Below are 21,746 nucleotides of genomic sequence, written 5' to 3'. Positions count from 1 at the left end.
TAACGGGATTCCGGGTGTCCGCCATCGGTGATCCTTTTACGCGGGCCGCCTCACGCCGTGGATCCCGGAACCAGGACTCGCAGCGCGCCCGGCTCGACGACACAGGTCAGCGGGGCCGGCCCGGCCCGCTCGCCGTCGGCGTACGCGACCACGTCCCCGTCCAGGGCCTCGATCTCGACCCGCCGGGCCCGTCGCAGGGTCACGGCGGGGTGAGCGGTGTGGCTGCCCCGGTAGACGCGCGGGAACGTGCGCAGGAACTCGCCCTTGGGCACCGCGCCCAGCACGAGCACGTCGAGCAGGCCGTCGTCGGGCCGGGCGTCCGGGCATACGCGCATCCCGGCGCCGTACGAGCGGGTGTTGGCCACGGCCACCAGCATCGCCTCGTGCTCGGCGGCCTCCCCGTCGAGAGTGATCCGGAACGGGATCGGCGTGAACGACCGCAACTCGCGCACGAGCGCGACCAGGTATTTCGCCATTCCGGGCGGCCGGGTCATGGCGTTGGCCCGCTCGTTGACCCGGGAGTCGAACCCGCAGGCGAGGACGCCGGCGAACCACTCGCCCGTGCCCAGCCTCGCGGCGTCGATCGTCCGGCAGGCGGCCGCCGTCACGATGTCCGCGGCGGCGAGCGGATCCTTGCGAGGGATGCCGAGGGCGTCAGCGATGTCGTTGCCGGTCCCCGCGGGCACGATCCCGAGCGGCACGGTCGTCCCCGCCACGGCCTGCACGGCCAGATGGACCAGGCCGTCACCGCCGAAGGCGACGAGCGCGGCCGGCCCGTCGGCGGCGGCCGTGCGGGCCCGGGCGAGCGCGTCGGCGGCCGAGGTGCCGACGATCACCGACACCGAGCGGCCGCCCGCCCGCAGCCGCCGCAGCACCGGGTCGAGCAGGCGCAGCGTACGACCGCCGCGGGCGGCGGGATTGACCAGGACGACGATCTCATCGGCCATGAGCGGAACCTACCGCCACCCGGCCGGCGACACCAGAGGGATGTTCTGTCAGTCCCTGGCCTCGACCGAGTCCGCCGTGCCCTCCGCGGCAGACGGCCCGTCGAGCTCCTCCTCGATGGCCCGCGCGTGCTCCGCGTCGGCGATGTCGCGCCTCTTGTCGTGGAAGTACATGAACGCCATCGCGACGAAGAACAGGCCGACCATCGGGAGCGCCAGGGCCAGCATGGTGACGGGGTCCTGGCTCGGCGTCGCGACGGCCGCGAAGACGAACATCAGGAACACGACCATGCGGGTGTGCTTGGACACCGTCTTGAACCGGAGCACCCCGATGACGTTGAGGAACACCAACAGCAACGGCATCAGGAAGGAGATGCCGAAGATGATCAGCATCGCGAGCGCGAAGCTGAGGTACTCGTTGATGCTCACCAGCGTCAGCGTGCCCTCGGGGGCGAAGCTCAGCAGCAGCGACAGGCCCTTGTCCATAGTGACGTAGGCCAGGGCCGAGCCGGCGGCGAACAGCGGGACGGACAGGCCGAGGAACGCGAACGTGTAGCGGCGCTCGTTCTGGTACAGGCCCGGCGTCACGAACGCCCAGATCTGGTAGATCCAGAAGATGGCCGAGACCACTACGCCGAAGATCACGGCGACCTTGAGGTTCACGAAGAAGGAGTCGAAGACTCCGTTCACGACGAGCGTGCACTGGTCCTTGTTGAGCTGGTGGGCCTGGGGCAGCCGGCAGTACGGCTGCTTCAGGAAGTTCCAGATGGGCTCGAAGTAGACGAACCCGACGGCGGTCCCTACGACCACCGCCAGAATGGCCTTGAGCAGCCGGTTACGCAGCTCGCGGATGTGCTCCATGAGCGTCATCCGCCCGTCCTCCGGCGTGACGGGCGGCGTGGCGGGAGTCGACCGTTTCAACAGGGCCATCTAGCTCGTCCTGGGATCAGTGGGGTGTGAGGCGGCGGGGAGCCCTAGTTGGAGCGCTGCTCGTTCTGCGAGCTCACCGGCTGCTGGCTCTCGCGCAGCTTCCGGTTCTCCTCCTCAAGCGTACGCAGCCGCTCCTCGACGGACGGGGTGACCGGCGGGATCTGCGCCGCCGGCGGGGTGACGGGCTCGGCCTGCGCCTTGACGGTCTGCCGCGCCTCGTCCTCCTCGCTCATCTTGCTGGTTTCCTTCTTGAACATGCGCAGCGACTGCCCCAGGGCCTTGGCGGTGTCCGGGAGCTTCTTGGCGCCGAAAAGAAGGATCAGAACCAGGAGGATCAGAATCCATTCCATGGGTCCGAGGTTGGGCATGTCGTGTCCTTACCGCGAGGGCCGTGGGTACTACTCCTCGATCGTACGCGCACCACACGCCTAAGTTCACCTGTCTCGGGGCTTCAGAATCACATCAATCCCGGGCAAAATCCCGCTATTCGGACATTTCGAGCCGCCCCTTGGCGCGGTCGACCTCGGCGCGCAGCTCCCGCGCCGCGGTGAGCACCCGGGCCGCCGGCCATGCGAGGACGGCGAGCCCGGCCACGGCCACCACCGGCGCGACGAAGATCCAGGTCATACCGGCCATGCTAACGGCCACGACGGCGAGGTGATTGCGGCGCGCTCAATCCACGGCCCCGGCCCGGCGGGCAGCGGCGAGTACGGCAGAGCCCTCGCCCATCAGACGGCGGTCTCGTAGTTGGCCAGCGCCTGCCTGGCGGTGGCCGTCACCCGCTCGGCGAGCGACGACGGGGACAGCACGCGGCCGCTGTCACCCAGCCGGAGCGCGAGCCGCACCAGCCAGGACTGGTCGCGGGCCCGCAGCGAGACGCGCAGGCGCCCCTCGCCCAGCTCGGCGACCTCCTCGCAGGGGTAGTACTCGGCCACCCAGCGGCCCGCCGGGGTCAGCTCCAGCTCCACCAGTTCGTCGCTGTCCGACGGCCGGAACACGCCCTGGGCCACGTCCATCGGCTCGGCCCCGGCGGGCGGGTCCACGGGCACGTCGAGGACCTCGACGTCCAGGATCCGGTCGACGCGGAACATCCGCATCGCCTCCGCGCGGTAGCACCAGCCCTCCAGGTAGTGCCGGCCGTCCACCAGCACGACCCGCAGCGGGTCGACCTCCCTGGGGGTGATCTCGTCGCGCCCCGGGACGTAGTAGCGCAGCGACAGCCTGCGGCCCCTCCGGGCGGCGTCGGTGATCACCGCGTGGGCGTCCGGGGCCGCGCCGATCTCCACCTGGACCTGGCTGCTCACGGTGGCCGCGCCCTCGCCCGCCGCCTGCTCCAGCTTCGCGATGACCCGGCCGAGCACGTCGCGGCCCTGGAACTCGGGCAGCTCGTCGAGCATGCGCAGCGCGACCAGCAGCGCGCTCGCCTCGTCCACGCCGAGCTTGAGCGGCCGGGCGATCGCCTCGGCGTTGTCGATGAGGATCTCGCCGCCGTCCCAGGAGACGTCGATGAGGTCACCGGGGGTGTGCCCGGGAAGCCCGCACATCCAGACGAGCTGGAGGTCGTCGACGAGCTGCTTCTCCGACAGGCCGAACAGCCGCGCGACCTCGGGCACCTGCGCGCCCGGGTGCGACATGAGGTACGGCACCAGCGCGAGCAGCCGCGGCAGCCGGTCCGAGCTCACTGCAACGCCCCCTTCAGACGGCGGATCACGGCCTCACGCGCGTCCGGCGGGTCCACCACGACGGCGTCGGGGCCGAGGCTGGCGAGCCACCCGGCCAGCCGTTCTGGGTCGGCGAAGGTCACCTCGGCCTCGTCCCACTCGCCCTCGCCCGTCCGTACGGCCTGGGCGGCGTGCCGCAGGCCGAGGCAGGTGCCCTTGCGCACGCGCACCAGGGCGACCCGCTCGTTCGGCAGCTCCTGATAGCCCACCATCGCGCGCAGGTCCAGCCCCTCGGGCACGGTGAACGCCCCCGGCCGCCCGAGTGTGGACACGGCCCCGGTGATCCGGCTGAGCCGGAAGACCCGGGCGGCGCCGCGGTCGCGGTCGTGCCCGGCCAGGTACCACCGGCCGCGCCGGCTGACGACCCCCCACGGCTCGACGGTCCGCCGCAGCACCGACTCGCTGCCGGCCGAGCGGTAGCCGAAGGCGACCACGCGCCGGTCCCGCACCGCCTCCCACAGCGCGGGGAACGCGGGGTCGCGGGTGTCCACCCGCAGCTCCAGGGGGCTTTCCGCGAGGTCGGCGTGCACGCCTCCCGCGGTCAGCTTCAGCAGCGCCCCGCCGGCCGCCTCCGCGAGGCTCGCCCGCTGCCACACCTGCGCGGCCAGGCCGATGACGGCGGCCTCGTCCGGCTCCAGGGTGATCTCGGGCAGCTCGTAGGCCTCGCGCACGATCCGGTAGCCGGGGTCGTCCTCCCAGGGGTCCTTGTGGACCTCGATGGGGATGCCGATCTCGCGCAGCTCGTTCTTGTCGCGCTCGAACATGCGCTGGAAGGCCTCGTCGTTGTCCGGGTCGTACCCGGGCACGGCCTGCCGGATCTGCTCCGCGCTCAACGGCCGCCGCGTCGCGAGCAGGCAGATAACCAGATTGAGCAGCCGCTCGGTCTTCCGCCGCGACATCGGGCCTCCCTTCCAGTCGAGAACGCTACCCTTTTCGGCGTGATCAGATGGCGTAAGGGCGAGGTGGTGCGGGTCCGGCGCGAGTGGCCGGGGGCGGTGGAACTCGACGTCGCCGTCGCCGAGGGCGAGTGCCGGGCGCTCGCCTATCCCCCGCTGGTGGGACGCCCTGAAGTGGGCGACACCGTGCTGCTCAACACGACCGCCCTCGCCATGGGTCTCGGTACGGGAGGGTACGCCATGGTGGTCGCCGTCCCGGACCGTTTACCGCAAGATCCTTCCGGCCCCGGCCACCTGGTGAAAGCACGCTACACCCCGTTGCAGGCCACCGTGCTCGGCGCGGACGAGCAGGGGTCCCCGCACCACGAGGCGTTGCGGGAGGCGGACTCGGTCGGCGGGATGCCCGTGGTCGTCGCGGATCTGCACTCCGCCCTGCCCGCGATCCTGTGCGGCCTGTACGCGGACTCCCCGGGCACCAGGGTGGCGTACGTGATGCAGGACGGCGGGGCGCTGCCGGCCTGGTTCTCGATGTCGTGCGCGACCCTGCGCGAGCGCGACTGGCTGTGCGGGGTGGTGACGACCGGCCAGTCCTTCGGCGGGGACGTCGAGGCGGTCACGCTGCACACCGGCCTGCTGGCCGCCCGTCACGTGCTCGGCGCCGACGTCGCCGTGGTCGCGCAGGGGCCGGGCAACCTCGGCACCGGCACCCGCTGGGGGTTCTCCGGCGTCGCCGCGGGCGAGGCGGTCAACGCCGCCGCCGTGCTGGGCGGGCGGCCCGTGGCCGCGCTGCGGGTCAGCGAGGGCGACCGGCGCGAGCGGCACGTCGGGGTGTCGCACCACTCGCTCACCGCGTACGGCCGGGTCGCGCTGGCCCCGGCCCGGGTCGTCGTGCCGGATCTGCCCGGCGCGTTCGGGGCGGCGGTGCGCGAGCAGGCCGCGGCCCTGGCCACGCGCCACGAGATCGTGACCGTGCCGGTGGACGGCCTGCACGACGCGCTGAAGGCGTCACCCGTGCGGCTGTCCACCATGGGCCGCGGTCTGGAGGAGGACCTGGCCTACTTCCTGACCTCCGCCGCCGCCGGGAGGTACGCGGCGTCGCTGCTCTCGTAGAAGTCCTTGAACGTGAACGCCTCCGGGCCCGGTCCCTGCGCCCGGAGCAGTTCCAGGCGCGCCATGGCCTCGTCGAGCGACGGCCGGTAGCCCCCCGGCACCCACCACATCACCGTGTACGACTCGGCCGCCCGGTGGAACCACTCGCGGCGGCGGCGCATGACGTCCAGGTGGGCGCTGCGGTAGACGAAGTTCCACAGCGCCTCGCGTGACTCCCAGACCGAGAAGTTGACCAGCAGAAGATCGCCGTACTCGTGCTGGATGGTGTCCGTGGGGTCCTCGCCCCCCTTCATGCGCCACACGAAGCCGGGGGCGGCGTCGGACAACGCGTTGATCGGTTCCAGTGCGGCGACGAAGTCCGCCAGCGCCGGGGAGTCGAGGGGCGCGCGGAGATGGGCGACGTTGAACTGGGCGAGATGCATGCCCCGAGTCTATGTCAATCTTCGTTGTTTTTAGAAGATGTGAAGGCCACACAACACTCCCCCGGTCTCGGATCGAGCGTCGCGGCGACCCCTGTCTCGCCAAGACCGGCCAGCATCCCCTCGCAGAGCGCGAGGTTCATCGAGCACACGAGCAGCGGGTGACTTTCGGCCAGCACATGGAAGGGGCAGTTGCGCAACCGCACCCGCCCCTCCTCCTCGTACGGCTCGTAGCCGCGCCCGCGCAGCACCTCCACGAGACCGGCGGCCCCGCCGGCACCGGAGGAGCCGGCGGCCAGGCGCTCCCCCGCCCGCCGGGCGGCCTCCTCGGCCTTCTCCTCGCCGCCCAGCAGGTCGACGGTCTCCGCCAGCACGAGCGCCAGCGTGCGGTAGTCCCGCGGCGGCAGGCTCACGGACCGCTCCTCGCGCACCCGCCGGTAGACCTTCGCGGGGCGGCCACCGCCGGGGCCCGCCCTGCCGCTCAGCCGCTTGAATCCCGCCTCGAGCAGGCCCGCCTCCACCAGTTTGTCCAGATGGTGGGCGGCCAGCGTGCGCTGGACGCCGGCCGCCTCGGCCGCCTCGTTGCGGCCCACGTCCCGCCCCTGCTCGGCCACGAACCGGTACAGCGCCCGCCGCACGGGATCGCCGAGCACGCTCATCGACTCCAGGTCGTCGCTCGTCACAGCCGGAGTCTAGGTCGTGCCGCCGGCGGGACCGTTGACACCGTCGCGAGCATGCTGCTTTCATTAGGAAACCTTCCTAACTAATCCCCCTCATGGAGGGCTCATCCCCGCCCGCCTCCCCCGCCGCAGGCCGGTCGCGGGCGGAGAACGGAGCGACGCACGTGAAAGATCCGCTGATCAGGCGCACTCCCCGGCGCGCGGCTCTGCTGCTCCTGGCCGCCGCCGCGGCCGCACTCCCCACGGGAGCGGCGGGAGCCGCCACCGGCGGCCCGGCCGCCGCCGGGGAGCCCCTGAAGGTCACGGTCATGGCCGCCCCGGCCGACCTCACCGACCCGAAGAAGAAGGAGATCGCGATGGAGCTCGTCTCCAGCGCGGAGAACTCCTCCCTCGACTGGAAGGCCCAGTACAAGTACATCGAGGACATCGACGACGGGCGCGGCTACACCGCCGGCATCATCGGCTTCTGCTCGGGCACCGGCGACATGCTCGACCTGGTCGAGCTCTACACCAGGCGCAAGCCCGGCAACGTGCTGGCCAAGTATCTGCCCGCCCTGCGGAAGGTGAACGGCACCGACTCGCACCGGGGGCTCGACCCGGGCTTCCCCGGGGACTGGCGCGCCGCCGCCACGGATCCGGTGTTCCGGCAGGCGCAGAACGACGAGCGCGACCGGGTCTACTTCGACCCGGCCGTGGCCCGGGCCAAGGCCGACGGCCTGCGCGCGCTCGGGCAGTTCGTCTACTACGACGCCATCGTCATGCACGGCCCGGGCGACGACGCGGTCAGCTTCGGCGGCATCCGCAAGACGGCCATGAAGAAGGCGAAGACCCCGGCACAGGGCGGGGACGAGGTCGCCTACCTCAACGCGTTCCTCGACGCCCGCAAGGCGGCGATGAAGACGGAGGAGGCGCACAGCGACACCAGCCGGGTCGACACAGCCCAGCGGGTGTTCCTGAGGAACGGCAACCTCGACCTCGATCCGCCGCTGCGCTGGAAGGTCTACGGCGACGCCTACGAGATCCGGAGCTGACGCCCGCACGACGACGGGGCCCCTCCCGCCGGGCGGCGGGAGGGGCCCCGTTGTCGTATGCGGGTGTCAGGCGGCGCCGAGGACGTCCACGACGAAGACGAGCGTGTCCGTGCCCTTGATGCCGCCCTGGGCGTTGCCCTCCTTGCCGTAGCCGAGGTCCGGCGGGATCGTGATGAGGACGCGGCTGCCGACGGGCACTCCGGTGAGCCCCTGCGACCAGCCCTTGACGACCTGGTTGAGAGCGAAGGTCGCGGGCTGGCCGCGTTCCCAGCTGGAGTCGAACTGCTTGTCGGTGCCCCAGATCTTGCCGACGTAGTGGGCGAGGACCGTCTGGTCGGCCTTCACCTCCGGGCCGGCGCCCTTGATCACGGTCTTGACGACGAGCTTCTTGGGCGCCTTCTCGCTGGTCTTGGTGGTCAGCGCCGGGGCCTTGTCACCGCCGGGGTTGCCGATCTTCACCCCGTCGACGCCCGGGTCGACGGCGGTGCCCTCGATGGACTTCAGCGTGGCCGACATGACGTCGATGACCAGCACCTGGGACGTGTTGTTGAAGTCCTGGCCCTGCTGCTTGGCCTGGTCGAGCTGCTCGGCGCTCAGGTTGTCCTTGGCGACGACGGCCATCACCCGGCCGCCGGGCTTGGCGCCGACGAGCGCCTCGTGCAGCGCCTTGGGCAGCTGCGGACTGACCGAGACGAACTCCGACTTGCCCTGGTCGTAGTCGGAGCCCGCCGACTTGTTCTCCTTGCCGTCCCAGTTGTAGACCGTGACGTTGGCGGTGAGGACGTCGCCGTCCTTGGCGGGGGTGCCCTGGCCCTCGACGACCTTGATGGAGGCGGACGTGAGCGAGGGCTGGCCCGACGGGAAGGTCAGGGTGGGCTTCTTGCCGACCTCTCCCGTCACCTTGATGGCCGTGGCCGCGGCCCGGGCCCCGGAAGCGGCGGGGCTCGCGCTGGAGGCGGTCTTCTGCGCGGTTCCGCACGCGGCGGCGAGCAGCAGGGGCAGGGCGGCGACGAGTGCCGTACTACGGCGCATGTAGGTAATCCTCAAACAGACAGCGGGTCCGGGCCAGGCTACCCGAACCCGCCGTCAGAGCGGTGTAAGAGATCACATACCGGCGATCAGCTTGTCGACCCTCTCGTCCACGCTGCGGAACGGGTCCTTGCACAGCACCGTCCGCTGGGCCTGGTCGTTGAGCTTCAGGTGGACCCAGTCGACGGTGAAGTCGCGCCGCTTCTCCTGGGCCTTGCGGATGAACTCCCCGCGCAGCTTGGCCCGCGTGGTCTGCGGCGGAACCGACTTGGCCTCGAAGATCTTGACGTCGTCGGCCACCCTCTCGACGGCCCCCCGCTTCTGCAGGAGGTAGAACAGGCCCCGCTTGCGGTGGACGTCGTGGTAGGCCAGGTCGAGCTGCGCCACGCGCGGCGACGACAGCGGCAGGTCGTACTTCTGCCTGTAACGTTCAATCATCTGGTACTTGGTGACCCAGTCGATCTCCCGCGAGACGAGGTCGAGGTCGCCCGTCTCGACCGCGCGCAGCGTGCGCTCCCACAGCTCCAGCACCCGCTTGGCGATGGCGTCCCCGCCGCGCCGTTCGACGAAGTCCTGCGCCTTGGTCAGGTACTCCTGCTGGATCTCCAGCGACGAGGCCTCGCGGCCGTTGGCCAGGCGCACCCTGCGGCGGCCCGTCATGTCGTGGGACACCTCCCGGATCGCCCTGATCGGGTTCTCCAGGGACAGGTCGCGCATCACCACGCCCGCCTCGATCATGCGCAGCACCAGGTCGGTGGCGCCGACCTTGAGCAGCATCGTGGTCTCGCTCATGTTCGAGTCGCCCACGATGACGTGCAGCCGGCGGAACCGCTCGGCGTCCGCGTGCGGCTCGTCACGGGTGTTGATGATCGGCCGGGACCGGGTGGTCGCGGAGGACACGCCCTCCCAGATGTGCTCGGCCCGCTGGGAGACGCAGTAGACGGCTCCGCGCGGGGTCTGCAGCACCTTGCCCGCGCCGCAGATGATCTGCCGCGTCACCAGGTAGGGGATCAGGACGTCGGCCAGCCGTCCGAACTCCCCGTGCCGGCCCACGAGATAGTTCTCGTGGCAGCCGTAGGAGTTGCCGGCCGAGTCGGTGTTGTTCTTGAACAGGTAGATGTCTCCCGCGATGCCCTCCTCGCGGAGCCGCTTCTCGGCGTCCACGAGGAGACCCTCCAGGATCCGCTCCCCTGCCTTGTCGTGGGTGACAAGCTCCACGACGTTGTCGCACTCAGGGGTGGCGTACTCGGGATGGCTGCCCACGTCCAGATACAGACGTGCGCCGTTGCGCAGGAATACGTTGCTCGATCGGCCCCAGGACACCACTCGCCGGAACAGGTACCGCGCCACCTCGTCCGGCGACAGCCTCCGCTGCCCGCGGAACGTGCAGGTGACGCCGTACTCGTTCTCCAGCCCGAATATGCGTCGATCCATCACCTCACCCTATTCCCCGAAACCGGCGGCCGAACAGTGATCAGGCGGTGGAATGAAGAGAAGGAGCCGTCAGGCGACGTAAATCTCCGTCACCTTGACGATCTGCCCTCCGTCGACGGTGATGAGCGCCCGCAGGTCGCCCTTGTCGGCGCGCAGGACCAGCTTGTCCCTGGAGCAGCGCTGGGTGCCGAGGTACCGGCCGTCGATGGTCTGGTCCTTGCCGTCGCAGCCGACCGCGCTGAGGAACACCACGTCCTTCGCGAGGGGCGCGGCGAAGGCCGTCACGTCGCCCTCCGGCGGCCCCTCGAAGTGACCGGTCGTGCTGCCGCCGTACTCCTTGACGTACTTGATCGGCCGGTACTCCGCCACGTTCTCGTCGTGCATGGCGACCAGCTGCCCGCGCACGACACCGTCCCTGCTGGGGCTGAGTCCCTTGGTGAAGTCGTGCCCTGGGTCCGACTGGAGGGTCCCCCCGAAGGGAGCCGGCGTCTTGTCCGTGATCGGCGGCCCGGCCGGCTTCCGCGGGGCCGCGGGCGTGGCCGAGGCGGTCGGGGTTTCCGCCGCCGGGGTGCCGGAGTCCTCCGGGGCGGGGGACGGCTCCGCGGGCGACGCGGGGGCGGTCACGGTCACGGTGGCCGTCACGGTGGGCGAGGCCGTGCCGCCGGAGGACCCGGAGCAGGCGGTCAGCGACAGGAGGGCGACGGCGGCGGCCGGAACGCCCGCTCGCCGGAAAAGATCAAAAGTCATCACAACAGGATGAGAGTAGCGAAATCGAGGTTTGGTTGAGCCGTAAGTCCCTGATCCGGCCCCACCGCGGGACGGCGCCGCGCCCCCGGAGAGGGACGCGGCGCCGCGATGGTAGGGACGGAAGTGCGGACTACTCGCCGGAGCCCGTGTCGATCTCACCCTCCGGGGCGATCGGCGGGGTGGCGCCGGGAGCCTGCTCGGCCTGCGCCTCCTCGGACGAGGTCTGCTCGGCGGCGGGCCGCCGCGCGCTCTCCCGGCCCTCCCCGGCGGTCTCCAGGAGCTTGTCCAGGCGGGGCCCGGTCAGGCGCAGGAACTTGCGGTGCTCCCGGCCGCGGTCGAGCACGGCGACCTCGAGCTGGGTCGCCGGGGGACGCTCGCCACCCGGCTCGGTCAAGGCGGCCAGCGCGGCGTCGAGGGCCTGCGGCAGCGGCAGTCCCTCGCTGTAGCGCTCCTTCAGGCGTCCGCCGACGGCCTCGGCCTGGCCGCCGATCACGGCCATGCCCTGCTCGTCGAAGACGGAGCCGTCGAAGGTGATCCGGTAGATCTGGTCGTCCTCGGGGGCGTCGCCGACCTCCGCGACGACGATCTCCACCTCGAACGACTTGATCGACTCGGTGAAGATCATGCCGAGGTGCTGGGCGTACAGGTTCGCCAGGCCCCGGCCGGTGACGTCGTTGCGGTTGAACGTGTAGCCGTTGATGTCGGCGTAGCGGATGCCGGCCAGGCGAAGCGACTCGAACTCGTTGTAGCGCCCGACCGCGGCGAAACCGATGCGGTCGTAGATCTCACTGATCTTGTGCAGCGCCTTCGACGGGTTGGGCGCCACGAACAGGATGCCGTCGGCGTACTGCATGACGACCACGCTGCGACCGCGAGCGATGCCCTTGCGGGCATACTCCGCCCTGTCCCGCATGATCTGCTCGGGCGAGGCATATCCTCCGAAGGGGATGGACACCGGGGGTGATCCTCTCTTGGGTTAGCGCAGCGGCGCGGTCGGGCCTTCGGGGGCGGCCATCCGCCTCTCCAGCATGGACTCCACGAACTCGGCGACCTCGTCGTCGGGGAGGCGGCGGAAGCCGTCCGCGGTGATGACGGCCACGACCGGCCAGATCTTCCGCATCACGTCGGGGCCGCCGGTGGCCGAGTCGTCGTCGGCGGCGTCGTACAGGGCGTGCAGGCAGGTCAGGGCGGTGTCCTGCGGGCTTGCGTTCTCCCGGTACAGCTTCTTCAGCGACCCCCGCGCGAAGATCGAACCCGAGCCGATGGAGTGGAACTCCTTCTGCTCGTACGGCCCGCCGCCCACGTCGTAGCTGAAGATCCGCCCGGCGTCGCGGCCCGGGTCGTAGGCCGCGAACAGCGGCACGACCACGAGGCCCTGCATGGCCATGGGCAGGTTGCCGCGGATCATGGTGGCCAGGCGGTGCGCCTTGCCCTCGGTGGACAGCGAGCGGCCTTCGGTCTTCTCGTAGTGCTCCAGCTCGACCCGGTACAGCCGGGCCAACTCCAGGCCGGTGCTCGCGGTGCCCGCGATGCCCATGCAGGAGTAGTCGTCGGTGCGGAACACCTTCTCGATGTCCCGCTGCGAGATTATGTTCCCGGAGGTCGCACGCCTGTCGCCCGCCATCACCACGCCGCCGGCGCAGGTCGCCGCGACGATGGTGGTCGCGTGCGGGATCTCGTCGCCCACCGGCGCCGCCAGCGACTCGTTGCGGGCGGGCAGCAGGTTCGGCGCGTGCACGCCGACGAACTCCGAGAACGACGACGATCCCGTATATGTGAAGAGGCTGTTCATCCAGGCTGGCTGAGATGCCACGCGACTCCCTCCAAGCATGCGTTGTTACGCCCGACCATACTCAGGTCTCAGCTCTGGTTGCACTCTTCCCGATCAGCTCAGCGCGAACCAGACATCCCATAAGACGCCGGGCACTCGTCCCTCACTCGTCCGCCGAGCCGCTTCTTTACTCGCGGGTAATCGCGTGCGAGGGTCGAGGATGGAGCCGGATTCCTCAGGTCGTGCGGGTCGCGGTGGGTGACGATGGCGGCGAGACGATGACCACCAGGGCCGTGGTCGGCGGGACGTGGACGTTGGACGACCGGCTGGCCGGGCCGGTGGCGGAGGTGCCGGTGGAGGTGCGGCCCGGCACGGCCGCCCTCACGGTGCGCCTGTCCTACGACCGGTCGGCCGGCGTGCTCGACCTCGGCTGCGCCGGGCCCGCCGGCTTCCGCGGCTGGTCGGGCGGCGCGCGCTCCGAGTACACCGTCGCGCCCTCCTGGGCCACCCCCGGCTACCTGCCCGGCGAGATCGAGCCGGGCGTGTGGCGGGTGCTGGTCGGCCTGCACCGCGTGCCCCTCGGCGGGCTGCCGTACGAGATCCGGGTGATCAGGCACGTGCGGCCGCCCGCCCGGCCGCGTCGGCGCCGCACCCGCATCTCCCGCGTGCCCGGGCCGCTCCCGCCCGAGCCCGCCGCCGTGCGCCGCCGCCTGCCGTCGCCGCCCGGACACCGCTGGCTCGCCGGGGACCTGCACGCGCACACCGACCACTCCGACGGGACGCTGAGCGTCTACGAACTGGCCTGCGTCGCGGCCGCGGCCGGGCTGGACTTCCTCGCGGTGACCGACCACAACACCGTCAGCCACCACGCGGAGCTGGCCGCGGCCTCGGCGCTCGCCGGGATCGTCCTCGTGCCCGGGCAGGAGGTGACCACCGACCTCGGGCACGCGGGCGCCCTCGGGGACGTCGGCTGGATCGACTTCCGGCTGCCCCCGGACGAGTGGGTGAAGGCCGTACGGGACCGGGGCGGGGTGCTGTCGGTCAACCACCCGGTGGCGGCCGACTGCGCGTGGCGGCACCCGATGGCCGACCGGCCGCGGACCGTGGAGCTGTGGCACCGGAGCTGGCACGACCGCACCTGGGGCGCGCCGCTGGCCTGGGCGCAGGCCTGGGCCGCGGGCCTGACCGGCGGCCTGGTCGTGGTGGGCGGCGGCGACTACCACCGGCCGGAGGAGGGGCACCCGCCCGGCGCGCCGGCGACGTGGGTGCTCGCCGAGGGCGACGGCCGGGGCCCCGAGGCCGCGGGGGCCGTCGTACGCGCCGTCGCGGAGGGGCGGACCGCGGTGTCGGCCTCCCTGAACGGCCCGCTGCTGCTGCGGCTGGAGGACGAGTTCCTGGCCGTGGACGCCGACGGCCTGGTGCTGTGGGGGCCGCGGACCCGTCGCGTGATTCGCGGGGACCTCGCGCTCCTGCCGGCCCGGCCGGGGACGCACCGCCTGGAGACGCCCGTCAACGAGCTCATGGCCGTGTGCAGCTGACGAGGTTGCGCCACGCCGCCGATGGGGAGGTGCAGGGCAGGTCGCCGAGCGGAGGAGGCTGAGGACGTGGAGACGGTGAAGGTGGGGATCGCCGGGCTCGGCGTGGTCGCGCAGGTCGTCTACCTGCCCCTGCTGGCGCGGCGGCGCGACCTGTTCCGGGTGGCGGCCGTGTGCGACCTCGACCGCGGGCACGCGGAGACGGTGGGCCGGGAGGCGGGCGTCCCGGGGTACGACGACCCGCGGGCGATGCTGGACGAGGGCGGGCTCGACGCGCTGATCGTGCTCACGCCGGGCTCCCACGGGCCGCTGGTGCGGGCCGCGCTCGAACGCGGCCTGTGGGTGCTGTGCGAGAAGCCCCTCGCCTACAGCCGGGCCGAGCTGAGCGGCCTTTCCGGCGAGCGGCTGATGACCGGCTACATGAAGCAGTACGACCCGGCCTCCCAGCGGCTGCTGGAGGCGCTGCACGAGGCCGGCGGGCCGGACGTCGTCCGCCACCTGGACGCCACCGTGCTGCACCCGTCGCAGGAGTCCCAGCTGCTGTTCGCCCGCGCGCGGCCCGGACGGCCCTCCCCCGAGCGGACGGCCCCCTACGCGGAGGCCGACGACCGGGCGCTCACCGCCGCGCTCGGCACCTCCTCCGAGCGGCTGCGGCGGCTGTACGCCGAGGTCCTGCTGAGCAGCCTCTGCCACGAGCTGTCGCTGATACGGCTGTTCACCGGATCTCCGGACACGGTGGACCACGTGGCCGTGTGGCCGGTGGAGGCCTTCCCGCCGTCGCTGGAGGTGAGCGGGACACTGCCCGTGGAGGGCTCCGGCCGGTACGGCCTGCGGTGGCACTACCTGCCGAGCTACCCGGCGTACCACGAGGTCATGACCCTGCACCACGAGCACGGATCGCTGGAGCTGCGCTTCCCCTCGCCGTACATGCTGAACACGCCCACCCGGCTGACGGTCACCTGCCGCGTCGGCACCACCGAGCGGACGGTCGTCAGCGAGGACGTCGCCGAGGCGTTCGAGCGGCAGCTACGCGCCTTCCACCGTTTCGTCACCCAGGACGAACCGCCGCTCACCGGACTCGACGGGGCCCTGGAGGATATCGTCACGGCGCAGCGGATCGTGCACCGGTACGCGCGCTGGGCCGGCGTCCCCATCGGCGGGGAGTGCGCCCAGGAGGTCACCGGCGCCCCCCGGGAGGCGACCGCCGGGGCCGACGTCAGCAGCTACGCCGAGGAGGGCGCGAGTGGAGCCATCGGTCACGCCGAGCAGGGCGTCCGCGGATAGCGGCGAGATCGTGGTGGTCCCGCACACGCACTGGGACCGCGAGTGGTACCTGCCCTTCCAGCGGTTCCGCGTCGGCCTGGTGCGGGTGCTCGACGAGGTCCTGGACGCCATGGCCGCCGACCCCGCCTACCGCTTCACGATGGACGGCCAGCTCGCGGCGGTCGAGGACTACCTGGAGATCCGCCCCGGACGCCGCGACGACGTCGCCCGGTTCGTCGCCGAGGGGCGGCTCGCCGTGGGGCCCTGGCTGATCCTCGCCGACGAGTTCCTGTGCTCGGGCGAGACCCTGCTGCGCAACCTGGAGTACGGCATGCGGGGGGCGGCCGCGCTCGGCGGCGCCATGCCGGTCGGGTACCTGCCCGACCAGTTCGGCCACTGCGCCCAGATGCCGCAGATCCTGTCGCTGGCGGGGCTGCGCCTGGCCTGCCTGTGGCGGGGCGTGCCCGCGCACGTGGACCGCGACACCTTCGACTGGACCGGCGCCGACGGCACGACGATCAGGACGAGATACCTGCCCGGCGGGTACGGCAACGCCTCCGGCCTGTTCGCCGGCCCGGCCGAGCGCATGCCCGACCGCGTGGCGGCCTTCGTCCGTGCGGCTGGGGACTGGGCGACCGGGGACTGGGCGACCGGTGGGACCCTGCTGGCGATGTACGGCGCCGACCACTCGGCCCCCGCCCGCGAGATCACCGCGTCGGGACTGCGCGTCGCCACCCTCGCCGAGGCCCTGACCGGCCTCCACGGGCCCGGCGACGGGCTGCCCCGGGCGGTGGGCGAGCTGCGCTCGCACGCGCGGGCCAACCTCCTGCCCGGCGTGATCTCGGCCCGGGTGCCGCTGAAGCAGGCCATGGCGCGGGCCGAGCGGCTCCTCACCCGCTACGCCGAGCCGATGTCCGCGCTGTGGCTCACCGACCGTTCGGCGTGCGGGCGCCTGATCGACATGGCCTGGCGGTCGGTCATCGCCTGCGGCGGGCACGACTCGGTCACCGGGTGCGGCTCCGACGAGACCGCCCAGCAGGTGGCCGCGAGGATCGCCGAGGCCGGGCAGACGGCCCAGGCGGTCGTGGACCTGGTCGCCGCATCCCTCGCCGGGGCCGCGCCGAAGGACGCGCTCGTCGTCGTCAACCCGTCCCCCTTCGAGCGGACCGGCCTGGTGCTCGCCGACCTGCCGGAGGACCGCGCGTCGCTGGCCGACGGCCGCGGGCGTGCGGTCCCCGTCAACGTTCCCGTGCAGCGGCTCGAACACGCCGCGACCCTGCTCGACGAGACCGTCATGGACGACCTCTCCCTGCTCCTCGGGCGCGTGCACGAGCGGGAGCTGTACGGCCACGAGATCGTCTCCTGGGCCGCCGCGGACGGCGTGTTCACCGTCACCGTGAGCCGCCACGCGTCCGGCGCGTACGCGTACGAGGACCTGCGCAGGGCCGTCCTCGACGCCGGGCCGGGGCCGTGGGCCGTCCGCACGGTGGCCGAGCCCGTGGTCACCGTGGCCGCGCTGGTCACCGTGCCGCCGCTGGGCCGCGCCGTCCTCACCGCACGTCCGGTCGCGCCCGCCGAACCCGCCCCCGTCCCGGGCGCCCTGCGGACCGACCCGTACGGGTTCGAGCCGGTGCTGGACAACGGCCTGCTGCGGGTGCGCGTGGCGGACGACGGGACGCTGTCCCTGCGCGGGGCGGACGGAGTGGAGGTCCACGGCGTCGGGCGGATCGTCCACGGCGGGGACGCCGGGGACACCTACAACCACGCGCCGCCGCCCGGCGACCGGCTCCTCGACCGGCCCTCCCGCGTCACCGTCGAGGAGATCTGCTCGGGACCGCTGACCGGCGCGTACGAGATCACCCGCGGGTACGACTGGCCGGCCGGCGCGGGTGACGCCGCGACCGTGCCGGCGGTCGTCACGACCCGGGTGGAGCTCAGGGCGGGCGAGCCGTTCGCCCGGTGTGAGATCACCATGGACGTGCGCTGCCGCGACCATCGCATCCGCTGGCACGCGCCGCTGCCCCGGGCGGCGGCCGAGTCGTACGCGGAGGGACAGTTCGCCGTGGTGCGGCGCGGCCTGACCGCCGAGGGCGGGGGCGGCGAACGGCCGATCCCGACCTTCCCCGCCGAGTCCTTCGCCGCCGCCGGCGGCCTCGCCGTGCTGCTCGACCACGTCACCGAGTACGAGATCATCGGGGACGAGATCAGCGGGGCCGGGACCGAGATGGCGCTCACGCTCGTGCGGTCCGTCGGGTACCTGTCCCGGAACCGCAATCCCTACCGCGACGAGCCCGCGGGACCCGAGGTGCCGACCCCGGCCGCCCAGTGCCAGGGGCCGCTGACCGTGCGATTCGCCGTCCTGCCGTACGCGGGCGGGTGGCACGACGCGGGGCTGCCGCGGCTCGCGGAGGAGTTCCGCCACGACCTGCTCGCCGTGCCGGGCGCCGGCGGGGGCGGTGCGGCCGGGACGGGCCGGGACGGCCGTCTCTCGATCGGCGGGGACGGCGTCGTGATGACCGCTCTGCGCGAGCGGGACGGACGGCTGGAGGTCCGCCTGGTGGCCGAGCATCCCACGGCCACCGAGGCGGTCGTACGGGGAGATTTCACCGCGGCCTGGACGGCCGACGTTCAGGGCTCTCCCCTGGGCCCTCTGGAGGTGTCCCGCGACGAGGGGACCTCATGGCGGACGGTACGCGTCCCGCTCAGGCCCTTCGAGATCGCGACCGTTCATCTCGCCGGGGCGTGACGGCGCCCGGCGGCGGCCCTGCCGGAGGGGTCGGTTCCCCCGGAGCGCCGCCACCGGGCCGGACGCCTCCGTCGGGTTACTGTCCGCCCTTCTGCACGTAGGAACGGACGAACTCCTCCGCGTTCTCCTCGAGGACCTCGTCGATCTCGTCCAGGATCGCGTCGACGTCGTCGGTGAGCTTCTCCTGACGCTCCTGGACGTCCGGGGACGCCTGCGCCTCGGTCTCCTCGACTTCGTGCTCCTGACGCCCAGTCTGCTTCTGGCCGCCGGTCTCCTTGGTCGCCATCCCTGACACCTCCGCTGCTCGGGGGGACGCCTCTCCCCATATCTTCCCCGAACCGACCGACAATGCGCGCGAAAGGGCGTGCGATCTTCGGCGGGGGTGCGAGGCCGGCCCACCCGGTGCCCGCAGGCAAGGCGAACACGGAGAATTCCCCGCGCTCATAGACCGGATCGTTATCGACGTCACACTCCCCGTGGCCGCCTTTCGGCGCGGTGCGACCGCATCCGGGACGACAATTGATGGATCACGGATCTGGGGCTAGCGCACGGGTGGTCGATGGCATCGCACGCACGGCAACTGCTGGCGGATCGGTACAAGCTGCTGACGCCCTTCCGTCGGGACTCCGGGGGGATCATGTGGCAGGCCCATGATCTCCGCCTGAAGCGCGATGTCGCGATCAAGGAAGTGCAGCCGCCGTACCGCGTGGACGTGGCCGACCTGGCCGCCGCACGCCGGCAGGCGCTGCGGGAGGCCCGTTCCGCGGCCCGGCTCAGCCACCCGGCCGTCATCACGGTGCACGACCTGCTGGAGGACAAGGGCCGGCTCTGGATCGTCACCGAGCTCCTGCAGGGCCTCACGCTGGCCGACACCGTGCGCCACCTCGGCCGGCTCCCGGTCCACTGGGCCGCCTGGGTGGGTTTCCAGCTCCTGTCGGGCGTACGGCACGCGCACTCGCTGGGCGTCGTCCACGGGGACATCCGGCCGGCAAACGTGATGCTGACCGAGGACCGGGTGGTGCTGACCGACTTCGGCATCGCCGCCTTCGACCGGGACCCGGCCGGGTCGTCGACCGTGCCGGTGGCGCGGTCCGGCGCCTACCTCGCCCCCGAGCGGCTGCGCGGGAAGTCCCTGGCTCCCTCCGCCGACCTGTGGTCGTTCGGCGCCACGCTCTATCGCGGGGTCGAGGGACGGCCGCCGTACCCGCCCACGGGCCCGCTGCCGGCCGAGGTGCTGCTCGGCCACAGGCCCGAGCCCCCGCGCCGGGCGGGCCCGTTGCGGCCGCTGCTGGAGGGCCTGCTGCGGCCCGACCCGGACGAACGACTCACCGTCGACCAGGCGATGCACGTGCTGGTGGACGTGTTGCGGCGGCAGGGCATCCCGGCGGCGACGCCGGGCCGGACGGCCGGCGAGCTGCCGAGCCGTACCGCGCCCAGGCAGAGCAGGGAGCATCCCTACGGCCGCGCCCCCGCGCACGGATCGCCGCGGGCGCCCGGGGAGCTCACGGCCGGGCGCCTTTACGACGTAGATCAGCCACAGGGGGACTCGCCCTACTGGCCCGCTCCCACGACCCGCCCCCGCCGGCACCGCAACGGCCCCCCGGCGCCCTGAGCCCGCCTGCCGGTGACGGCTCTCCCGCGTCCTTCGCCGAAGAGCCGTCGCCCACCGTCCCGTCGTACGGTCAGTCGTCGTGACCGCGGCCGTGGTGCCCCTGGTCGTGGTGCCCCCGGTCGTCGTGGCCCCGGTCGTCGTGTCCCCTGCCGTGGTGACCCCGGTCGTCGTGCCGTCGGCCGTCGTCCTCGACCCGGAACCTGACGATCCTCCCGCTCGCGACGGAGACGTACACCCGGTACTCCCGATGGCCCTTGCGGAGCTCGACCTTCCACACGCGGCGGCCGTGCTCCCACTCGCGCTCCACCTTGGTGACCCGGGCGCCGGGCACCCGCCTCTTGGCGATCGCGATCGCCCGGCTCCGGCTGACGGCGGTGGAGGCCGAGGCGGTGGCGGTCGAAGCGGTGGAGGCGGTGGAGGCGGTGGCCGGCGCCGCGACGGAGGCGGAGGCGACGGCCGTTCCACCGGCGGTCAGGGCGGCGAGGGTCGTGGCGGCCGCGAGAGCGATCTTCGTTGTCTGTCTCATGACCCAACCGTCGCAGCGATCATGCTAGGGCCGCGCTAAGCGATCCCTAAAACCAGGCGTACCTCCGCACCGCCCAGATCGGACTCGCCGAGAGCCAGGAAGCCGCCCGACTCCTGGGCCACACGACGGGCGATGTCGAGGCCGAGGCCGGTCGACCCGGCCCCGCTCTCCCCCCGCCTCAGCGGGTCGCCCGGGCCGAAGCCCGGACCCGCGTCCGACACCGTGAGGACCACCGGGCCGCCCTCCCCGCCGACGCCGTCCGGGCCGGCGTCACCGGCGGTGAGGCGGACGCGGAACGACGCGCCGTCGGGGGTGTGCGCGAAGACGTTGCCCAGGAGGGCGTCGACGCAGGCGGCGAGGTCCTCGGCGGAGACCGCCACCGGCAGCGGGCCGGGGGCCAGGTCGAGCACGACCGCCCTGGACTGGTCTTCGGCGAGCACGGACCAGAACGCCACCCTGTCGCGCACGACCGGGACGGCGTCGCACGAGGCCCGTTCCCGCGACCGCCGCCGGACGTCGTTGATCACCGCGGTGACCGCGCGCTCCAGCGCGTCCACGCGCGCCTCGATCCTCGCCGCCTCTCCGGGGTCCGACAGCGACTCCGCCTCCAGCCTGAGGCCGGTGAGGGGTGTGCGCAGCCGGTGGGAAACGTCCGCCACGATCTCCCGCTCCTCGGCGAGGAGGTCCGAGATGCGTCCCGCCAGGTGGTTGAGGGCCAGGCCGGCCGTACGCACCTCGGGCGGGCCGAGTGGCGTCGCCCTGGCGGTCAGGTCGCCCGTGGCGAGGCGGTGGGAGACCTCGGCGAGCGCCGTGGTGGGCCGGACGACCGCGCGGGCGAGCCGGTCGGCGACGAGGATGCCGACCCCGACCAGGGCGACCCCGAGGATCAGCAGCGCGAGCCACGTCTGACGTACGCCGCGCATCAGATCGTCGTCGCTGAGGAAGGCGCGGACGACGGCGGTGCCGCCCGGCGCCCCCTCGACCGCCACCAGGATCTCCCGGCCGCCCGGCGCCGCCGCCGACAGGCTGCGGCCCCGCGCCGCGAGGTCCACCGCGGCCGAGCGGGCCGCGGCGGTTCCCAGCACCCGGCCGTCGGCGAGGAAGACCGTCACCGGGTGGCCGCTCGACGCGCTCGCCTGCTCCGCGGTCAGCCGGAGCGTCTCCTCGTCCACGGTGCCGACCGCGACCGCGACCGACTCGGCGGCCCGGGTCGCCGAGTCGACGGCCTCGCTCTGCGCCACAGAACGGACCAGCAGCGCCAGCGGCACGAGCAGCGACACGAGCACGAGTGACGTCGTCGCCGCGACGAGGGCCGCGAGCCAGCGCCTCACCGGCGCTCTCCCGGGCCCGCG

At 72.6% G+C, this 21,746-nt stretch carries 22 protein-coding genes; 6 read left to right on the top strand and 16 right to left on the bottom strand.

All coding sequences use genetic code 11. The features are described from left to right. Window positions 1–50: 50 nt before the first annotated feature. From HHX30_RS13630 to HHX30_RS13605, 6 genes are all read right to left on the bottom strand, one after another. On the bottom strand, window positions 51–947 hold the full coding sequence (locus HHX30_RS13630; RefSeq protein WP_169982290.1) for a diacylglycerol kinase family protein: 897 nt from the start codon (window positions 945–947) through the stop codon (window positions 51–53). A 48-nt stretch (window positions 948–995) separates the two neighbouring features. Continuing rightward, window positions 996–1,874, bottom strand: coding sequence for a twin-arginine translocase subunit TatC (tatC, locus tag HHX30_RS13625; protein ID WP_169982289.1), 879 nt, complete (start codon window positions 1,872–1,874; stop codon window positions 996–998). Window positions 1,875–1,918: 44 nt separating this feature from the next. Next, a complete protein-coding gene (tatA, locus tag HHX30_RS13620) occupies window positions 1,919–2,242 on the bottom strand; it encodes a Sec-independent protein translocase subunit TatA (RefSeq protein ID WP_169982288.1) in 324 nt (107 codons plus the stop codon). A gap of 115 nt (window positions 2,243–2,357) precedes the next feature. Beyond that, window positions 2,358–2,501 (bottom strand): hypothetical protein, encoded by a 144-nt coding sequence (locus HHX30_RS13615; protein WP_169982287.1) that lies wholly within the window; start codon window positions 2,499–2,501, stop codon window positions 2,358–2,360. A gap of 101 nt (window positions 2,502–2,602) precedes the next feature. Then, on the bottom strand, window positions 2,603–3,556 hold the full coding sequence (locus HHX30_RS13610; RefSeq protein ID WP_310741851.1) for a WYL domain-containing protein: 954 nt from the start codon (window positions 3,554–3,556) through the stop codon (window positions 2,603–2,605). After that, window positions 3,553–4,494, bottom strand: coding sequence for a YafY family protein (locus HHX30_RS13605; RefSeq protein WP_169982286.1), 942 nt, complete (start codon window positions 4,492–4,494; stop codon window positions 3,553–3,555). Before HHX30_RS13605 ends, HHX30_RS13610 begins: the two co-directional genes overlap by 4 nt. A gap of 39 nt (window positions 4,495–4,533) precedes the next feature. On the opposite strand from HHX30_RS13605, the gene HHX30_RS13600 reads away from it, so the two are divergent. Beyond that, window positions 4,534–5,601, top strand: coding sequence for a DUF3866 family protein (locus HHX30_RS13600; RefSeq protein ID WP_169982285.1), 1,068 nt, complete (start codon window positions 4,534–4,536; stop codon window positions 5,599–5,601). Here HHX30_RS13600 and HHX30_RS13595 read toward each other — a convergent pair. Further along, entirely contained in the window at window positions 5,547–6,023 is a 477-nt protein-coding gene (locus HHX30_RS13595; RefSeq protein ID WP_169982284.1) for a DUF3291 domain-containing protein, read from the bottom strand. The two genes, HHX30_RS13600 and HHX30_RS13595, sit on opposite strands and share 55 nt — an antisense overlap. Window positions 6,024–6,037: 14 nt before the next feature. After that, window positions 6,038–6,703, bottom strand: a complete 666-nt coding sequence (locus HHX30_RS13590) for a transcriptional regulator (RefSeq protein WP_311922357.1) — start codon at window positions 6,701–6,703, stop codon at window positions 6,038–6,040. 161 nt (window positions 6,704–6,864) lie between these two features. On the opposite strand from HHX30_RS13590, the gene HHX30_RS13585 reads away from it, so the two are divergent. Beyond that, on the top strand, window positions 6,865–7,731 hold the full coding sequence (locus tag HHX30_RS13585; RefSeq protein ID WP_311922356.1) for a chitosanase: 867 nt from the start codon (window positions 6,865–6,867) through the stop codon (window positions 7,729–7,731). A gap of 66 nt (window positions 7,732–7,797) precedes the next feature. Here the strand turns inward: HHX30_RS13585 and HHX30_RS13580 are convergent, their stop codons facing one another. The 5 genes from HHX30_RS13580 to prcB form a co-directional block, all read right to left on the bottom strand. Then, on the bottom strand, window positions 7,798–8,763 hold the full coding sequence (locus HHX30_RS13580) for an FKBP-type peptidyl-prolyl cis-trans isomerase (protein ID WP_169982283.1): 966 nt from the start codon (window positions 8,761–8,763) through the stop codon (window positions 7,798–7,800). 72 nt (window positions 8,764–8,835) lie between these two features. Continuing rightward, entirely contained in the window at window positions 8,836–10,194 is a 1,359-nt protein-coding gene (pafA, locus tag HHX30_RS13575) for a Pup--protein ligase (protein WP_169982282.1), read from the bottom strand. A gap of 69 nt (window positions 10,195–10,263) precedes the next feature. Next, a complete protein-coding gene (locus HHX30_RS13570) occupies window positions 10,264–10,941 on the bottom strand; it encodes a hypothetical protein (protein ID WP_169982281.1) in 678 nt (225 codons plus the stop codon). A gap of 130 nt (window positions 10,942–11,071) precedes the next feature. Then, a complete protein-coding gene (prcA, locus tag HHX30_RS13565) occupies window positions 11,072–11,896 on the bottom strand; it encodes a proteasome subunit alpha (protein WP_169982280.1) in 825 nt (274 codons plus the stop codon). A gap of 21 nt (window positions 11,897–11,917) precedes the next feature. After that, window positions 11,918–12,733 carry a proteasome subunit beta gene (prcB, locus tag HHX30_RS13560; RefSeq protein ID WP_169982473.1) on the bottom strand — a complete coding sequence of 272 codons (816 nt, stop codon included), beginning with the start codon at window positions 12,731–12,733 and terminating at the stop codon, window positions 11,918–11,920. Between the two features lie 257 nt (window positions 12,734–12,990). Here prcB and HHX30_RS13555 point away from each other — a divergent pair, with 257 nt between their 5' ends. The 3 genes from HHX30_RS13555 to HHX30_RS43235 all read left to right on the top strand — a co-directional run bounded on the left by HHX30_RS13555 (window position 12,991) and on the right by HHX30_RS43235 (window position 18,256). Beyond that, complete coding sequence (locus tag HHX30_RS13555) at window positions 12,991–14,250, top strand: CehA/McbA family metallohydrolase (RefSeq protein ID WP_169982472.1); 1,260 nt, start codon at window positions 12,991–12,993, stop codon at window positions 14,248–14,250. A 66-nt stretch (window positions 14,251–14,316) separates the two neighbouring features. Further along, the gene (locus tag HHX30_RS13550) at window positions 14,317–15,531 is read left to right on the top strand and encodes a Gfo/Idh/MocA family oxidoreductase (protein WP_311922355.1); all 1,215 of its coding nucleotides are present in this window, start codon (window positions 14,317–14,319) and stop codon (window positions 15,529–15,531) included. Further along, window positions 15,491–18,256, top strand: coding sequence for a glycoside hydrolase family 38 C-terminal domain-containing protein (locus tag HHX30_RS43235; protein WP_169982279.1), 2,766 nt, complete (start codon window positions 15,491–15,493; stop codon window positions 18,254–18,256). Before HHX30_RS13550 ends, HHX30_RS43235 begins: the two co-directional genes overlap by 41 nt. A 76-nt stretch (window positions 18,257–18,332) precedes the next feature. Here HHX30_RS43235 and HHX30_RS13540 read toward each other — a convergent pair whose 3' ends face one another. Further along, window positions 18,333–18,542 carry a ubiquitin-like protein Pup gene (locus tag HHX30_RS13540; protein WP_142572552.1) on the bottom strand — a complete coding sequence of 70 codons (210 nt, stop codon included), beginning with the start codon at window positions 18,540–18,542 and terminating at the stop codon, window positions 18,333–18,335. A gap of 273 nt (window positions 18,543–18,815) precedes the next feature. Here HHX30_RS13540 and HHX30_RS13535 point away from each other — a divergent pair, with 273 nt between their 5' ends. Then, the gene (locus HHX30_RS13535) at window positions 18,816–19,868 is read left to right on the top strand and encodes a serine/threonine-protein kinase (protein WP_169982278.1); all 1,053 of its coding nucleotides are present in this window, start codon (window positions 18,816–18,818) and stop codon (window positions 19,866–19,868) included. 70 nt (window positions 19,869–19,938) lie between these two features. On the opposite strand, the gene HHX30_RS13530 is transcribed toward HHX30_RS13535, so the two are convergent. After that, entirely contained in the window at window positions 19,939–20,394 is a 456-nt protein-coding gene (locus HHX30_RS13530; protein WP_169982277.1) for a PepSY domain-containing protein, read from the bottom strand. 35 nt (window positions 20,395–20,429) lie between these two features. Further along, window positions 20,430–21,725 carry a HAMP domain-containing sensor histidine kinase gene (locus HHX30_RS13525; RefSeq protein ID WP_169982276.1) on the bottom strand — a complete coding sequence of 432 codons (1,296 nt, stop codon included), beginning with the start codon at window positions 21,723–21,725 and terminating at the stop codon, window positions 20,430–20,432. Window positions 21,726–21,746: the final 21 nt, after the last annotated feature.

This window comes from Microbispora sp. H10836 (genome assembly GCF_012999525.1).
Classification (GTDB): domain Bacteria; phylum Actinomycetota; class Actinomycetes; order Streptosporangiales; family Streptosporangiaceae; genus Microbispora.
The sequence above is the reverse complement of the archived record's forward strand: the minus strand, read 5'-3'. Positions and strand labels throughout refer to the sequence as shown.

What these genes read in the sequence shown, in the direction of transcription:
- HHX30_RS13630 (WP_169982290.1), bottom strand. Translation starts at nt 947, where the DNA reads ATGGCCGATGAGATCGTCGTCCTGGTCAATCCCGCCGCCCGCGGCGGT.
- tatC (WP_169982289.1), bottom strand. Translation starts at nt 1,874, where the DNA reads ATGGCCCTGTTGAAACGGTCGACTCCCGCCACGCCGCCCGTCACGCCG.
- tatA (WP_169982288.1), bottom strand. Translation starts at nt 2,242, where the DNA reads ATGCCCAACCTCGGACCCATGGAATGGATTCTGATCCTCCTGGTTCTG.
- HHX30_RS13615 (WP_169982287.1), bottom strand. Translation starts at nt 2,501, where the DNA reads ATGACCTGGATCTTCGTCGCGCCGGTGGTGGCCGTGGCCGGGCTCGCC.
- HHX30_RS13605 (WP_169982286.1), bottom strand. Translation starts at nt 4,494, where the DNA reads ATGTCGCGGCGGAAGACCGAGCGGCTGCTCAATCTGGTTATCTGCCTG.
- HHX30_RS13595 (WP_169982284.1), bottom strand. Translation starts at nt 6,023, where the DNA reads ATGCATCTCGCCCAGTTCAACGTCGCCCATCTCCGCGCGCCCCTCGAC.
- HHX30_RS13580 (WP_169982283.1), bottom strand. Translation starts at nt 8,763, where the DNA reads ATGCGCCGTAGTACGGCACTCGTCGCCGCCCTGCCCCTGCTGCTCGCC.
- pafA (WP_169982282.1), bottom strand. Translation starts at nt 10,194, where the DNA reads ATGGATCGACGCATATTCGGGCTGGAGAACGAGTACGGCGTCACCTGC.
- HHX30_RS13570 (WP_169982281.1), bottom strand. Translation starts at nt 10,941, where the DNA reads ATGACTTTTGATCTTTTCCGGCGAGCGGGCGTTCCGGCCGCCGCCGTC.
- prcB (WP_169982473.1), bottom strand. Translation starts at nt 12,733, where the DNA reads ATGAACAGCCTCTTCACATATACGGGATCGTCGTCGTTCTCGGAGTTC.
- HHX30_RS13555 (WP_169982472.1), top strand. Translation starts at nt 12,991, where the DNA reads ATGACCACCAGGGCCGTGGTCGGCGGGACGTGGACGTTGGACGACCGG.
- HHX30_RS13540 (WP_142572552.1), bottom strand. Translation starts at nt 18,542, where the DNA reads ATGGCGACCAAGGAGACCGGCGGCCAGAAGCAGACTGGGCGTCAGGAG.
- HHX30_RS13535 (WP_169982278.1), top strand. Translation starts at nt 18,816, where the DNA reads ATGGCATCGCACGCACGGCAACTGCTGGCGGATCGGTACAAGCTGCTG.
- HHX30_RS13530 (WP_169982277.1), bottom strand. Translation starts at nt 20,394, where the DNA reads ATGAGACAGACAACGAAGATCGCTCTCGCGGCCGCCACGACCCTCGCC.